General features: G+C 64.8%; 10 protein-coding genes and 1 tRNA gene. 10 read left to right on the top strand and 1 reads right to left on the bottom strand.

Going from position 1 to position 14,689, the window contains the following annotated elements; all coding sequences use genetic code 11:
• Positions 1-314: 314 nt before the first annotated feature.
• The 8 genes from J5V96_RS04090 (at position 315) to J5V96_RS04055 (ending at position 11,765) form a co-directional block, all read left to right on the top strand.
• Positions 315-536, top strand: a complete 222-nt coding sequence (locus J5V96_RS04090; RefSeq protein ID WP_208500367.1) for a hypothetical protein — start codon at positions 315-317, stop codon at positions 534-536.
• Positions 537-542: 6 nt separating this feature from the next.
• Positions 543-695, top strand: a complete 153-nt coding sequence (locus J5V96_RS04085) for a hypothetical protein (protein ID WP_208500365.1) — start codon at positions 543-545, stop codon at positions 693-695.
• 197 nt (positions 696-892) lie between these two features.
• A complete protein-coding gene (locus J5V96_RS04080) occupies positions 893-1,078 on the top strand; it encodes a helix-turn-helix domain-containing protein (protein WP_208500363.1) in 186 nt (61 codons plus the stop codon).
• A 2-nt stretch (positions 1,079-1,080) separates the two neighbouring features.
• Positions 1,081-4,326 carry a helicase-related protein gene (locus J5V96_RS04075; protein ID WP_208500361.1) on the top strand — a complete coding sequence of 1,082 codons (3,246 nt, stop codon included), beginning with the start codon at positions 1,081-1,083 and terminating at the stop codon, positions 4,324-4,326.
• Complete coding sequence (locus J5V96_RS04070) at positions 4,323-4,958, top strand: DUF4391 domain-containing protein (protein ID WP_208500358.1); 636 nt, start codon at positions 4,323-4,325, stop codon at positions 4,956-4,958. Before J5V96_RS04075 ends, J5V96_RS04070 begins: the two co-directional genes overlap by 4 nt.
• A 20-nt stretch (positions 4,959-4,978) precedes the next feature.
• A complete protein-coding gene (locus J5V96_RS04065; protein ID WP_236014380.1) occupies positions 4,979-6,934 on the top strand; it encodes a site-specific DNA-methyltransferase in 1,956 nt (651 codons plus the stop codon).
• An 11-nt stretch (positions 6,935-6,945) separates the two neighbouring features.
• On the top strand, positions 6,946-10,095 hold the full coding sequence (locus tag J5V96_RS04060; RefSeq protein ID WP_208500354.1) for a type III restriction-modification system endonuclease: 3,150 nt from the start codon (positions 6,946-6,948) through the stop codon (positions 10,093-10,095).
• 29 nt (positions 10,096-10,124) lie between these two features.
• A complete protein-coding gene (locus J5V96_RS04055; protein ID WP_208500352.1) occupies positions 10,125-11,765 on the top strand; it encodes a DUF262 domain-containing protein in 1,641 nt (546 codons plus the stop codon).
• A gap of 213 nt (positions 11,766-11,978) precedes the next feature.
• Here J5V96_RS04055 and J5V96_RS04050 read toward each other — a convergent pair.
• Positions 11,979-12,069: transfer RNA gene (locus J5V96_RS04050), tRNA-Ser, on the bottom strand.
• An 83-nt stretch (positions 12,070-12,152) separates the two neighbouring features.
• Here J5V96_RS04050 and J5V96_RS04045 point away from each other — a divergent pair.
• Together J5V96_RS04045 and radA are read left to right on the top strand one after the other, a co-directional pair.
• On the top strand, positions 12,153-13,109 hold the full coding sequence (locus J5V96_RS04045) for an L-lactate dehydrogenase (protein WP_208500350.1): 957 nt from the start codon (positions 12,153-12,155) through the stop codon (positions 13,107-13,109).
• A 74-nt stretch (positions 13,110-13,183) separates the two neighbouring features.
• The gene (gene radA, locus J5V96_RS04040) at positions 13,184-14,539 is read left to right on the top strand and encodes a DNA repair protein RadA (RefSeq protein ID WP_208500348.1); all 1,356 of its coding nucleotides are present in this window, start codon (positions 13,184-13,186) and stop codon (positions 14,537-14,539) included.
• Positions 14,540-14,689: the final 150 nt, after the last annotated feature.

The following is a 14,689-nucleotide window of genomic DNA, read 5'->3' as shown; positions in this document are numbered from 1 at the left end:
CGGGGTCGTCAGGCTGGAGGAGCCACGAGGCGAAGGCAGCTGATTCCATCGCTGTCCGAGGAATCGGGTACTGGCCGATCATGCTCAGGCGCAGGACGCCGTCCTCCGCGTAAAGAAGAGTATGAACCGTACGAAGCGCGTCAATGGCGACAGTGAGGCAGTGGCTGATGTGGTGGCCCGAGTCTTCAGGATGAAGCAATGCGTCGTCGACTGCGAGCTCCGATCCTGGACGAGCCAGGGGCCAGAAGCGTCGGCTTCCGGCGTGTTCGACCAATGAGGTCGACAAGATCGGCACCGGCGCGAAGAACGCGATCGTGCAGGTCCGCAACGAGGCCGCGCAGGGAATCCACGACGCCGTCACGACGGCCGCCACCGTCGTGACGGCCCAGCTCGACGACTCGACCAGTCAGGCTCAGCGCGTTGTCGCGCTCGCCGAGCGTCTCCAGAAGGGCCTCGGCTTGGCCGCCGCCGGCAGGATGGCGCTCGCGTTGCTCCCGCTGGCGACGGTGCTCGTAATGCTGGCGACGAGTGTCTAGACGCTCGTGCACGGCATCCGCTGGGTGCTCGGGATGGATGCGGCCCTCTGGCTGCAGATCATCGCCGGTGTCGCGCTGCTCGGTCTCATCGCCAGCGTGTGCTTCGGGATCTGGCGGGCCGCGATCTGGCTGCGCAACCGGCTCAGGTGGGCAGACTGATCGTCGATGAAGAGGTCTCTACTGCAACGGCAGCGGAGACCTCTTCAGCCAGCAGCTGCTTGCCACCAGACAGCATCCTCACCCAACGGTCGCGTACTGACCGGACCAGCCAGTGACGCTGACGGCGGGATCCGACGACGGTCTGGATAGGATCGGCGACATCCGGGAAAACCCGGCTTCCCCCGCCTGGAGACCGCATGTCCGAGCCTTGGCTGTCCGCCGATGACATCGCCGAGCATCTCGGCGTGACAAAGGACACCGTGTACGCCTGGATCGCTGACAAGGGCATACCGGCACGTAAGGTCGGCCGTCTCTGGGAGTTCAAGGTCAGTGAACTGGACGAGTGGGTGCGCCGCGACGGCGGCACCGAGGCGGGGGCCTGAGGTTGCGCATCATCGACAATGTGGGCACGCTCCTCGGCGATGACCTGAAGGCGACGATCACTCCCGGCACGAAGGTACGCATCGCGGCGTCGGCGTTCTCGATCTTCGCCTTCGAGGCCTTACGCGATCAGCTCGAGAGTATCGAAGAGCTCGAGTTCGTCTTCACCTCGCCGTCGTTCGTAGCGGAGAAGGCGACCGACCGGATCCGTCGCGAGCGGCGCGAGTTCTTCATCCCGCACGCCGAGTCGACCCTGTACGGATCAGCATTCGAGATCCGGTTGCGGAACAAGCTCACGCAACGGGCGATCGCGCGGGAGTGCGCTGAATGGGTGCGGCGCAAAGTGAGGTTCCGCTCCAACGCCACGGGCGCACCCATGCAGGGCATGGCGGTGGTGGACGACGCCGCTGCCTACTTCCAGTTGCAGGGCTTCACCACGGCGGACCTCGGATACGAACGCGGCGATGCGGTTTCGAACACGGTCGCGAAGTTCGAGGGGGTGGACGAAGCTCGTCATTTCCTGACGCTGTTCGACCAGATCTGGAACAACCCGGATCAGCTCATCGACGTCACCGAGGCGGTGCGCGCGCACATCGCGAGCGTCTATGCCGAGAACAGCCCTGCGCGCATCTACTTCCTGATCCTCTACAACCTGTTCTCCGAGTTCCTCGACGACATCAACGAGGACGTGCTGCCGAACGATCGCACGGGCTATCAGGACACGAAGATCTGGCAGAGCCTGTACAACTTCCAGCGCGACGCCGCGACGGGGATCATCAACAAGCTCGAGACGTACAACGGCTGCATTCTGGCCGACAGCGTGGGCCTGGGGAAGACGTTCACGGCACTCGCGGTGATCAAGTACTACGAGCTGCGCAACAAGAGCGTGCTGGTGCTGGCGCCGAAGAAGCTCGCCGAGAACTGGACGAACTACAACTCGCCCTACACGACGAACTTGTTCCACGAGGACCGCTTCGGCTACACCGTGCTCGCGCACACGGACCTGTCACGGACGCGGGGCGAGTCGCTCGGCAAGGACCTCGCCCGCCTCAACTGGGGCAACTTCGACCTCGTCGTGATCGACGAGTCGCACAACTTCCGCAATGCCGACTACGTGCAGGAGCGCGAGAGTCGGTACCAGCGGCTCATGCGCCAGGTGATCCGCGAGGGCGTCAAGACCAAGGTGCTGATGCTGTCGGCCACACCTGTGAACAACCGCTTCAACGACCTCAAGAACCAGCTTCAGCTTGCCTACGAGGGTGAGAGCGAGGATCTCGCGAAGCAGCTGACGCTGTCGACCACGGTCGAGAACGTCTTCCGCGAGGCGCAGCGCGCGTTCAATGACTGGTCGAAGCTCGATCCGGCACAGCGCACGGCGGATCGCATCCTGCAAATGCTCGACTTCGACTTCTTCGAGCTGCTCGACGCCGTGACGATCGCACGGTCGCGCAAGCACATCCAGGCGTTCTACGACATGACCGACATCGGCGCCTTCCCGAAGCGTCTGCCTCCAATCGCGATCCGGGAACCGCTGACGGATATCGCCGACGTCCCGAAGTTCGACGAGATCTTCGAGCGCCTGCAGCAACTCACGCTCGCGGTCTACCGGCCGCTCGACTACGTCTACGCGAGCCGTCGAGCGATCTACGAGGACGTCGACAAGTTCGTCGGGGGCGCGGGGCTGAAGGGGCGTCAAGAAGGCATCCGGAAGCTCATGACCGTGAACCTCCTCAAGCGCCTCGAGAGCTCGGTCGAGGCGTTCCGGCTCACGCTCGGCCGGATCGATCAGATCACCGATGCGACGCTCTCCCAGATCGAGCGTGGCGAGACCGTGGAGGGTGTCGGGGATGCCGGGCTCGATCTCGACACGGATGATCAGGACGACGCCGAGCTGAGCGCGTTCCTCGTGGGCGGCGGCGTGAGGATCGCGCTGCGCGACATTGACACCGAATCGTGGCGCCGCGACCTCGCGGTTGATTGCGAGGTGCTGCGCGGATTGCTCGAGGAAGCGAACCGTGTCGTCCCCGACCGCGACCTCAAGCTGCGCCGGCTGCTCGCGACGATCGAGGAGAAGGTCGCGAACCCGCTCAACACCCAGCCGGACGGCAGCCCGAACCGCAAGGTTCTGGTCTTCTCGGCTTTCGCCGACACCGCCGAGTACCTGTACCGCGAACTCGCTCCCGTACTCGCGCGACACGGCCTCGAGAGCGCCGTCATCACGGGTGGCAGTCACGGTGTGCGCACGACGCTCGGCACCGGTTTCGGAGCGCAGGAGGCGATGACGCTCTTCTCGCCGCGCTCGAAGAGTCGCGACCTGACGATGCCGGGCGAGACGCGAGAGATCGACGTGCTGATCGGCACGGACGTGATCAGCGAGGGTCAGAACCTGCAGGACTGCGACTTCCTGATCAACTACGACATCCACTGGAACCCGGTCCGGATCATCCAGCGCTTCGGGCGCGTGGACCGGATCGGATCCACGAACGAGGTCATCCAGCTGGTCAACTTCTGGCCGGACATCTCGCTCGACGCGTACATCAATCTGAAGGAGCGCGTCGAGGGCCGGATGACCATCGCCAACATCGCGGGTACCGGCGACGACAACGTGCTCGACCCCGGCGGGGCCGAAGCGGCGTACCGGCGCGAGCAGCTGCGGCGGCTGCAGGAGGACGTCATCGACCTCGAGGACGTGCGCGCCGGCGTCTCGATCACCGACCTCGGCCTCAACGACTTCCGCATGGACCTGCTCGGCTACATCACGGAGCACGGCGATCTCGCGCGGAGCCCGAAGGGCCTCCATGCGGTGATCCCCGCTGACCCGGCCAAGGGCCTCGTGCCGGGCGCGATCTTTGCGCTGCGCAATATGAACGCGCCGGACGACGTCAACCGGGGCAACCGCCTGCACCCGCACTACCTCGTGTACCTCAATGACCAGGGCCAGGTCGTCGCGGACCATACCGAGGCGAAGCGCCTGCTCGACCTGCTGCGGGCCGGCTGCCGCGGCGTGGACGACCCCGTGGCGGACGTCGTCGCGATGTTCAACGAAGCGACGCGTGACGGCGCTGACATGGCGACCTACTCGGACCTGCTGACCGACGCGATCCGCTCGATGATCGAGGTCACCGACGAGCGCGACATCGACAGCCTCTTCACACCTGGGGCCACGACCGCGCTCACGCAGGACATCGCCGGGCTCGACGACTTCGAGCTGCTCGCCTTCATCGCCGTCGTTGATCGCGGGGCGCGATGACTGACGTGCTGTACGACTGGCCCGCGGCGGCCGCCTTCGGGCGGCGCGTGCCAAAGGAGAAGCTCTATGCGCACGGATCCGTCACGGCGGCGGTGCGCGAGCGCTTCGTCAACGAGGTGGCGAGCGTCGAGTGGGCGTACAAGCTCGCCGAGGCGACCGTGAATCTGTCCGGCGACGAGCTGGTGCCCGAGGTGCAGGTCTTCCGGGTCGCGGTAAAGGGCGACGACGTGTCGCCGACGGTACTCGCCGCGATCGACAAGGCGGTGCTCACGCCGATCGTCTTCGAGATCGCGCGCGGCGACGAAGAGACGCGGATGGCTGCAGCGATGCAGAAGTCGGGCACATATCACTCAACCGGCTGGATGCCCTCGGATCGTGAGCGCACGCCGTTGCCGACCGCGATCACGCTGCCGGCACTGTACGCGGCGATCGTCGAACCCGTGCTTCCCATCGCGGGCCGCGCAACGGAGAGCCCGGCAGACCTCGCCGCGCGGCTGAAGCGCGTCGACCAGCTCGAACGGCAGGTGGCCGCCGCCGAGCGCCGGCTGCGAAACGAACCCCAACTCAACCGCAAGCTCGAACTCCGTCGCGCTTTGGCCGCGCTGCGGGGCGAGCTCGAAGCACAGAGGTAGTACCCGTGGAGAAACTGCGCATGACGTCGCCCGACCTCACCCAGGCGAACATCGACAAGCTCGCTGAGCTGTTCCCGAACGTCGTGACCGAGACCCGCGACGCCGACGGCGCCGTGAAGCGCGCGATCGACTTCGACGCCCTCCGGCAGGAGCTCTCGGATCACATCGTCGAGGGCCCCCAGGAGCGCTACCAGCTCGACTGGCCCGGCAAGCGCGCCGCAGCCTTCGCGGCGAACGCCCCCATCGCGAAGACGCTTCGCCCGATGCGCGAGGAGTCGGTCGACTTCGACGCCACGAAGAACCTCTTCATCGAGGGCGACAACCTCGACGCCCTGAAACTGCTGCAGGAGTCGTACCTCGGCAAGGTGAAGCTCATCTACATCGATCCGCCGTACAACACGGGGAACGATTTCGTCTATAACGACGACTTTGCGGCGACAACAAAGGACTATCTGGATCGCTCGGGGCAAGTCGATAACGCTGGTGCTCGACTAACTGCAAACTCGGAGACTAACGGTCGATTTCATAGCGACTGGCTGTCGATGATGTCGCCGCGCCTGAAGCTCGCCCGGAACCTGCTGTCAGAAGACGGCGCGATCTTCATGTCCATTGACGACGCTGAGATGGGAAACCTTCATCGCCTCGCCGCAGAAGTATTTGGCGAGCATAATTTCGTGGGGGCGATGGTCTGGGCGGCTGGCCGCAAGAACGACTCAAAGTACATCTCCTCCTCTCATGAGTACATCCTCATCTTCGCTCGTGACATCTCATCGCTCGATTCACGAGTAGGCGCGTGGCGTACACGGAAGGAAGGGCTAGACGAGATCTATGCCGAGTATGGGCGACTTCGGCGGGCACACGGTGAGGATAACGCCGCGGTAGCGTCCGGGCTTCGCGCGTGGTATCGCCAGTTGGGCGAAGACGATCCAGCGAAGCGCCACAAACACTATTCGAGCGTGGACGAGCGAGGTGTGTTCTTCCCGTCAGATCTCTCGAAGAACTCGCCCACGTCACGTTCGAAGTACGACGTGTTTCACCCTGTCACAGGTAAAGCCGTAAGCATGCCTGAGCACGGGTGGCGATATGCGCCCGAGCAGATGGCGACGTTGCTCGCTGAAAACCGGATCAAATTTGGCCCGGACGAAACTACGCGACCAACGTACAAGCGCTATCTATCTGATGCCGAAGACGAGATTCCGTACAGTGTGTTCTACGTCGACGGACGGGGCGCGAGCGGGCGCCTCAAGAGCCTGCTGGGGGGCGCAGTTTTCGATAACCCAAAAGATGAGCATGTACTCCGGAAGATTGTCGAGTTCGGAACCTCAAAGGACGATCTGATTCTCGACTTCTTCGCAGGCTCCGGGACGAGCGCGCACGCAGTAATGCTGCAGAACGCAAAGGATGGGGGTTCGCGAAAGTACATTCTCGTCCAACTAGATGAGATCCCGGCGACGCACTCTAACGCTGCGAGGGAGGGATATAGGACGATCGCTGAGGTCTCACGTGAACGGGTCCGCCGTGCCGGCAAGAAGGTCAACATGGAACGCGCTGCGGATACGGCACCACTTGATACCGGCTTCCGCGCACTCCGCATCGACACCACCAACATGGCCGATGTGCTCCGCACCCCCGACGAGACGAATCAGCTCGACCTGGGCGAGCGCACGTCGAGCATCAAGCGTGACCGCACCCGTGAGGACCTCCTGTTCCAGGTGCTCCTCGACTGGGGTCTTGAGCTGACGTTGCCGATCCGGCGTGAGCAGATCGACGGGCGCGAGGTGTTCGTGGTCGATGACGGCGGGCTGATCGCGTGTTTCGACGAGAGCGTCACCCCCGCCGTCGTGCGGGCGATTGCTGAACGGCAGCCGGTGCGGGCGGTGTTCCGCGATGACGCGTTCGCAACCGACGCCGAGCGCATCAATGCGGAGCAGGTCTTCGCCGAGGTGTCGCCCGACACCTCCGTCAAGGCCATCTGAGCGAGCGCCGGATGAAGCTCCAGTTCAAGACGCAGGCCTATCAGACCGAGGCAGTCAACGCGGTCGTCAACGTGTTCGCGGGGCAGCCGAAGGACACCGGTGTCACCTACCGCATCGACCCCGGTCGCGCGAAGGATGGCCAGACGACCATCGAACTCGGCCCGGGTCTGCGCAACGCCCCCATCGCGCCGCCCGCGAGCCAACTGCTCGCGAACATCCGCGCGACCCAGGCGGCCAGCGGCCTCAATCAGTCGTCCGAGCTCGCGACGAGCAAGGCCGCGCCGGGTGCGCCGAACCTCACGGTCGAGATGGAGACGGGAACCGGCAAGACCTACGTCTACATCAAGACCATGATGGAGATGCATCGCCGCTACGGCTGGTCGAAGTTCATCGTCGTCGTGCCGTCCATCGCGATCCGCGAGGGCGTCAAGAAGACGTTCGACGTTACGGCCGAGCACTTCATGGAGGAGTACAAAACCAAGCCGCGCGCGTTCATCTACAACTCATCGCAGCTGCACGAGCTCGAGCGATTCAGCTCGGACGCCGGCGTGCAGGTCATGATCATCAATGTCCAGGCATTCAACACGGCGGTCGCCGCTGAGGATAGGGCGGAAGCAGGAAAGTCCGCGTCCGACGAGGCTCGGCGGATCTTCCGCGAGCTCGATGATTTCCAGTCGCGCAAGCCGATCGACGTCATCAGCGCGAACCGACCGATCGTCATCATCGATGAGCCGCAACGCTTCGGCGAGGAGTTCGACAGCAAGGGCAAGCCCAAGAAGGCGTCCGCGTCGCTCGAATCGCTCGCCAAGTTCAACCCGCTGATGGTGCTGCGCTACTCCGCGACACACAAGCCGTTCCACGAGTACAACAAGGTGCACCGGCTCGATGCGGTCGACGCGTACAACGCGAAGCTCGTGAAGAAGATCGGCGTGCGCGGAATCACGGTGCGCGGCCTCGCCGGCTCCACCGCGTACATCTACCTCGACGCGATCGAGGTGAAGAAGGGGTCGCCGCCGACCGCGCGTATCGAGATGTACGTGCAACCGAAGGGTGGCCCGATTAGGCCTCTCGTAAAGCGCGTGACCAAGGGCAGCAACCTCTACGATCTGTCGAATGGGATCGAGGCCTACAAACCCGACGGGCGACCGATCCTTGTCACCGACGTCGACGCAGTGCGCGACATCATCGAGCTGTCGACGGGCGACGTCGTCCACGCCGGCGAGGCCACGCTCGACGTGACCGAAGAGCAGAAGCGACGCATCCAGATCCGCGAGGTGATCCGCTCCCACCTCGAGAAAGAGCGCGCGCTTCACCCGCAGGGCATCAAGGTGCTCTCGCTCTTCTTCATCGACGAGGTCGCGAAGTACCGCGAATACGGCCGCGAGGACACGCTCGGCGAGTACGCGCGGATCTTCGAGGAGGAGTACGAGCTGATCCGCGCCGAGGTGCTCGCCGAGCTCGAGGTCGACGAGGCCTTCGCGGCGTACCAGGATTACCTGCGCCGTGACGCCGTCCGCGACGTGCACGGCGGATACTTCTCGATCGACAAGAAGACGGGTCGTCAGGTCGAGCCGAAGATCCTTGGTCGAGGGGATGACAAGGGGCAGGCTTCCGAGGCCGGCGACTACGACTTGATCCTGAAGGACAAGGAGAAGCTGCTCGACCTGGCGACGCCGCTGCGGTTCCTATTCTCGCACTCCGCGCTGCGCGAGGGCTGGGACAACCCCAACGTATTCGTGATGGGCATGCTGAAGAAGAGCGACAACTCCGTGTCACGCCGCCAGGAGGTCGGTCGCGGGCTCCGCCTCGCGGTGAATCAGCACGGCGAGCGGATGGATCACCCCGCGACCGTGCACGACATCAACGAGCTCACGGTCGTATGCGACGAGTCGTACCAGGACTTCGTCGACGGCCTGCAGAACGAGATCATCGCCACTCTCTCCGCGCGGCCGCGCAAGGCCACCGAGGAGTACTTCACGGGCCGCACGTATCGCGACGAGTCGGGCATCGAGAGCGTGGTCGACGAAGTGCTCGCGAAGCAGCTGATGCGCTACCTGATCAAGCACGATTACATCGGGGACGACGACACGGTCACGCAGGCATACAAGGATGCGCGCGAGGCGCGAGAGCTCGCTCCGGCACCTGAGGCGCTCGCTCCGGTGATCGACTTCCTGCTGCCGCTCGTCGATGCGCTGTACCTCGACATGCCGGCGCCTACGAACGATCGAAAGCCGAAGGAGATCCCGTTCAACCGGGAGAACTTCGAGAAGAAGGAGTTCCAGGCACTCTGGAACCGCATCAACCATCGCGTGGTGTACCAGGTCGACTTCGACTCGAACGAGCTGATCGACAAGTGCGTCGATGCGCTCGACGCACAACTGCACGTAGCGTCACTGCAGTACGTCGTGCAGACGGGCCAGCAGCGTGACGCTCTCGATGTGGATGCGCTCGAGCGTGGCACGGGATTCGCGGTGTCGGAGACGCGCACCCACACCGAGACGCTGAGCGCCAGGTCGCAGGTGAAGTACGACCTGCTGGGCGAGATCACCGAGAAGACGAAGCTGACTCGGCGGACCGTCGCGAGGGTACTTCGCGACGTGAAGCCGTCAACCTTCGCGAAGTTCCGGCTCAACCCCGAGCAGTTCATCACCGAGACGGCGCGCATCGTCAACGAGCAGAAGGCGACGCTGATCGTCAACAAGCTGACCTACGACACTCTCGAGGGCCGCTTCGACTCGACGATCTTCACGCAGAACCAAACCGCGCAGGACTTCACGAAGGCGGGCCAGCGACTCAAGCGCCACGTCTACGAGTACGTCGTGACCGACTCGAAGGTCGAGCGCGATTTCGTGACCGCGCTGGACACGAGCGCCGAGGTCGCCGTGTACGCGAAGCTGCCACGCGGCTTCTTCATCCCCACGCCGGTCGGCGATTACAACCCCGACTGGGCAATCGCCTTCACGGATGGCAGCGTCAAGCACGTGTACTTTGTGGCCGAGACCAAGGGCTCCCTATCGTCGTTGCAGCTCAAGGCCGTGGAGAACGCCAAGATCGATTGCGCCCGCAAGTTCTTCCAGGCCGTCAGCGAACAGCATCCCGAGAACGTGAAGTACGACGTCGTTACCAATTACGCCGAACTCATGCAGCTGGTGACGGCGTGACGACATCAACGACCGAACGATGAGGGGCTATGGCCGAGAGCACTGAGTTCAATCACGATCAGCTCGGGCACATCCTCGCGGACCATCTAGTGGCAGTGCCCGAGTTCCAGCGCGCCTATTCATGGGAGCAGGTGAACGTTCAGGAGTACCTCCTCGACCTCGAGCGCGCGCGCGAGAAGAAGTCCGCGCATTTCATGGGCACGCTTGTCTTCGCTAAGGCCGACGACGATAGCGGTAGGCGCAAGATTGTCGACGGCCAGCAGCGGCTCGCCACAACAGCTGTACTATTCATCGCGATTCGGGATCGACTGCAGGCTCTTCGTAAGGAAAATCTCGCCGAGAACACAACCAAGAAGTACTTACGCCGGTTCAGCATCCGCGAGGAAGGCGACGTAGACAGCCTGATCCTCAGCCCGGCTGATCAGGACGCATACGACGCGATCCTCGAAGGCCAGCCCGAGCGCATATCAGCGACCAACAAGATTCGAGTCTGTTACGAGGAATGTCACGCGCATCTAGAAAAACTCGCCCCCACATCCCGGCAGTACAAGAAGCTGATTGACGTCATTGATCAGCTCGATAAAGATGTGCAGGTCCTTATCGCCGTCGCATCAAATTTGCCTGAGGCGTATGTCATCTTTGAGACGCTCAACGACCGCGGCGCCGACCTCACAACGGCAGACTTGCTGAAAAACTACCTCTTCAGCGAGGCGAAGCAGTCCGAGTTCGCCTATGTACAGCACGGGTGGAATTCACTCGAAACCAGTCTCGGAAGCAAGCCTGACGATATGGTCAGGTTCGTGCGACATGAGTACATGTCGAGGCACGGGCGCGTCACTCGTCGCAAACTTTACCGGGCTCTGCAGGACGACCTCCAGGAGAACCCGGGCGCAAAGCGGTACATCCAGCGCATGAAGGCTTCGCAGCAGATCTACCTGGCCCTCCGTGACCCAGAGCACGAATACTGGAAGAATTCGAGGGTGGACGTCCGGGACGCCCTTATGGCGTACCGCAGGTTTGGCTTCGAGAGCAGCTACCCACTACTTCTCTCCGCGTTCCGCGAGTGGGAGAAGCCCAAGGCGACCCAGCTTCTACTCAAGATCGCGAAGTGGAGCGTCCGCGCGCAGTTTGTCGGACGCCTCGGCGGAGAAACTGCTGAAGAGGCGTTCGCCAGCGCAGCGGCGGCTGTCGCGAGTGGCAGTGCCAAGAACCAGACGGACGTGCGAGCGCGCCTCGCCCGCCTCATCCCCACGGACGCCGAATTCACGAATGCATTCAAGTCATCCGGCAAACTCAAGCTCGATCGTGCTAAGTACCTGCTCGCGATGCTAGAGAAGGCCGCGGACGCGAAGGCGCAGCGACCCGAGCGCGCACTCGACTGGACCTCCCGGACCGTAACCATCGAACATGTCCTCTCCCAGTCCACGGCGCACGGCGACGATTCGCTCCAAGTGAAGATTGACGAGATTGGGAACCTCGCGTTGCTAGAACGACGGCTCAACCACCAACTGGGCAGCAAGCCTTTCAGCGACAAGTGCGAGGTCTATGCCGAGTCTGACTTCCAGCTCACCAGGGAGTTGGCAACTCGTGACGCCTGGAGCACGGAGGAGGTGTCGTCGCGCACGGCAGAACTCGCAGAATTGGCTTGCTTCGCGTGGCCCGCTCGCTGACTGGCTGGCAGCTTGAAGCTCCCCTGTGGACACAACACCTCGCCGGCTCAGACCGCGCCCAGCTTCGTGTTCCCGCGGAGGGAGCTCGACCGCTGTATGCGTCGCGAACATCGACTCGCGCCGACTGTTACCACGATGTTCCCAAGCCACTCCGCGAGGGAATGACGAAGGCCCCCGATCCCAGTGTTTCCAAGGGATCGGGGGCCTTCGTGGTGGCGGTGACGGTGGGATTTGAACCCACGGTAGGGGGTTACCCTACACAACTTTTCGAGAGTTGCACCTTCGGCCGCTCGGACACGTCACCGGGATCGAGTTTACGTATCGTTCCGCATCGCGCCAAATCGTGCACCCCTCGCGTGTCTGGGCATGCGCTGACAGGATGGCGCCATGGCCGTCATCGAGAACGCGAAGATCACCGTCGTCGGCGCCGGAGCGGTGGGCGCCGCCACGGCGTACGCCTCCCTCATCCGGGGCGCCGCCCGCCATGTGGCCCTTTACGACATCAACGCCGCGAAGGTCGAGGCCGAGGTGCTCGACCTCGCCCACGGCTCGCTCTTCACCGGGACGAGCGACATCACCGGATCCGCCGACGTGGCGGTCACCGAGGGCTCGCACGTCGTGATCGTCACGGCGGGCGCCGCGCAGCAGCCGGGACAGACGCGACTGCAGCTGGTCGGCACGAACGCGCGGATCTTCTCGAAGATGATCCCGGAGCTCGTCGAGGCGTCGCCGAAGGCCGTGTTCGTGATCGTCTCGAACCCCTGCGACGTGCTCACCGTGCTCGCGCAGGAGCAGACGGGCCTGCCGCCCGAGCGCCTGTTCGCCTCGGGCACGGTGCTCGACACCTCGCGCCTGCGCTGGCGTCTCGCGGAGCGCGCCGGCGTGGCCGCCAGCTCGGTGCACGCCAACATCGCCGGCGAGCACGGCGACAGCCAGTTCCCCATGTGGTCGACCGCGACGATCGGATCCGTGCCCCTGCTCGACTGGCAGCCGGAGCACGGCGAGAAGTTCACGATCGAGGAGCTCGACACCCTCGCCTACGAGGTCGCGCACGCGGCCTACAAGGTGATCGAGGGCAAGGGCGCCACCAACTACGCCATCGGGCTGTCGGCCACCCGCATCGCCGAGGCCGTGCTGCGCGACGAGCACGCGGTGATGCCCGTCTCGACCGTGCTGCACGACTACCACGGCCTCTCCGATGTCGCCCTCTCGGTCCCGCACATCGTCGGGGCGCGCGGCGCGACGCCGATCCTGGAGGCGCCGTTCTCCGACAAGGAGCTCGAGCTGCTGCACGCCTCGGCGGATGCGATCAAGACGACGCTCGCCGGAGTGCGGGCCGGCTGACCGGATCCGCCGCACCCGCACCCGCGCAGGCGGGGCTTCGAACGAATGTCCGAAGCCCCGCCTAGTCTTTTGGAATGGCCACCAAGCGACCCGCCCCCGCCGCGTACAAGTGCACCGAGTGCGGATGGACGGCCGTCAAGTGGGTGGGCCGCTGCGGCGAGTGCCAGGCCTGGGGCACCGTCGTCGAAGCCGCCGAGCAGACGGGCATCGTGCGCCGCGTGGCGCCGATCATCCCGACGGCGGCCGCGCGTCCCATCACGCAGATCTCCACCACCGAAGCGCCGCGCCGCGAGATCGGGCTCGGCGAGTTCGACCGCGTGCTCGGCGGCGGCATCGTGCCGGGCGCGGCCATCCTGCTCTCGGGCGAGCCGGGCGTCGGCAAGTCGACGCTGCTGCTCGAGGTGGCAGCGCGCTCGGCCCAGGCCGGGCGCCGCACCCTCTACGTGAGCGCCGAGGAGTCGCCCGCTCAGGTGCGCATGCGCGCCGAGCGCACGGGGGCGCTGCACGACGATCTCTTCCTCGCGAGCGAGACCGACCTGGCCACCGTGCTGGGGCAGATCGAAGCCGTCGAGCCGCAGCTCGTCATCGTCGACTCGGTGCAGACCATCTCGTCGGCGACATCCGACGGCGCCGCCGGCATGCCGGGTCAGGTGCGCGAGGTCGCGTCGGCGCTCATCCGCGTCGCGAAGGATCGGGATCTGCCGATCATCCTGGTCGGGCACGTCACGAAGGACGGCCAGATCGCCGGCCCGCGCCTGCTCGAGCATCTCGTCGACGTGGTGTGCCACTTCGAGGGCGACCGCCAGACCGCGCTGCGCTTCGTGCGCGCACTCAAGAACCGCTTCGGCGCCACCGACGAGGTCGGCTGCTTCGAGATGACGGGCGACGGCATCCGGGAAGTGCCCGATCCCAGCGCGCTGTTCCTCTCGCAGGGCCAGCCCGAGCAGGGCACCTGCGTCGCGATCGCCCTCGAGGGGCGACGGGCGCTGCCCGTCGAGGTGCAAGCCCTGACCATCCCCACCAAGGCGCCGAACCCCCGACGCATCGTGCACGGGGTCGACTCGTCGCGCGTGGCCATGGTGCTCGCAGTGCTCGAGCGGCGCGCGAACATCCCCACGAGCGAGCTCGACGTCTACGTCTCGACGGTGGGTGGCGTGCGCTTCACCGAGCCGGCCGCCGACCTCGCGATCGCCGTGGCCGTGGCCGGTGCGGTCAAGAAGTGGGCCACGCCACAGGGCGTCGCGGCGGTGGGCGAGCTCAGCCTCGCCGGCGAGGTGCGGCCCGTCGGACAGGCAGCGCTGCGGCTCGCCGAGGCCCAGCGGCTGGGCTACAAGCGCGTGATCGACAACCGGTCAGGCAGGCTCAGCGCGGCGCTCGACGACATCCGGGCGGCGGGCTCGCTGCCGCAGGGCGACGTGCCGGGGTTCTGACTTTCGTTTCGGGGCGTTCGGCGCGTTTCGACTCGCTTCGCTCGCTCAACGACCGGGGGGGTGAACGCCCGGCGGGGTTCTGACTTCCGTTTCGACTCGCTTCGCTCGCTCAACGACCGGGGGGGGGACGATCGGCGGGGGTGAACGACC

It is taken from the genome of Microbacterium stercoris (assembly GCF_017592545.1).
Lineage (GTDB): Bacteria > Actinomycetota > Actinomycetes > Actinomycetales > Microbacteriaceae > Microbacterium > Microbacterium stercoris.
This window is presented reverse-complemented; position numbering and strand designations above follow the sequence as displayed.

Excerpts from the sequence above, each read along its gene's own strand:
- J5V96_RS04080 (WP_208500363.1), top strand. The coding sequence starts at position 893 with ATGTCCGAGCCTTGGCTGTCCGCCGATGACATCGCCGAGCATCTCGGC.
- J5V96_RS04070 (WP_208500358.1), top strand. The coding sequence starts at position 4,323 with ATGACTGACGTGCTGTACGACTGGCCCGCGGCGGCCGCCTTCGGGCGG.
- J5V96_RS04065 (WP_236014380.1), top strand. The coding sequence starts at position 4,979 with ATGACGTCGCCCGACCTCACCCAGGCGAACATCGACAAGCTCGCTGAG.
- J5V96_RS04060 (WP_208500354.1), top strand. The coding sequence starts at position 6,946 with ATGAAGCTCCAGTTCAAGACGCAGGCCTATCAGACCGAGGCAGTCAAC.
- J5V96_RS04055 (WP_208500352.1), top strand. The coding sequence starts at position 10,125 with ATGGCCGAGAGCACTGAGTTCAATCACGATCAGCTCGGGCACATCCTC.
- J5V96_RS04045 (WP_208500350.1), top strand. The coding sequence starts at position 12,153 with ATGGCCGTCATCGAGAACGCGAAGATCACCGTCGTCGGCGCCGGAGCG.
- radA (WP_208500348.1), top strand. The coding sequence starts at position 13,184 with ATGGCCACCAAGCGACCCGCCCCCGCCGCGTACAAGTGCACCGAGTGC.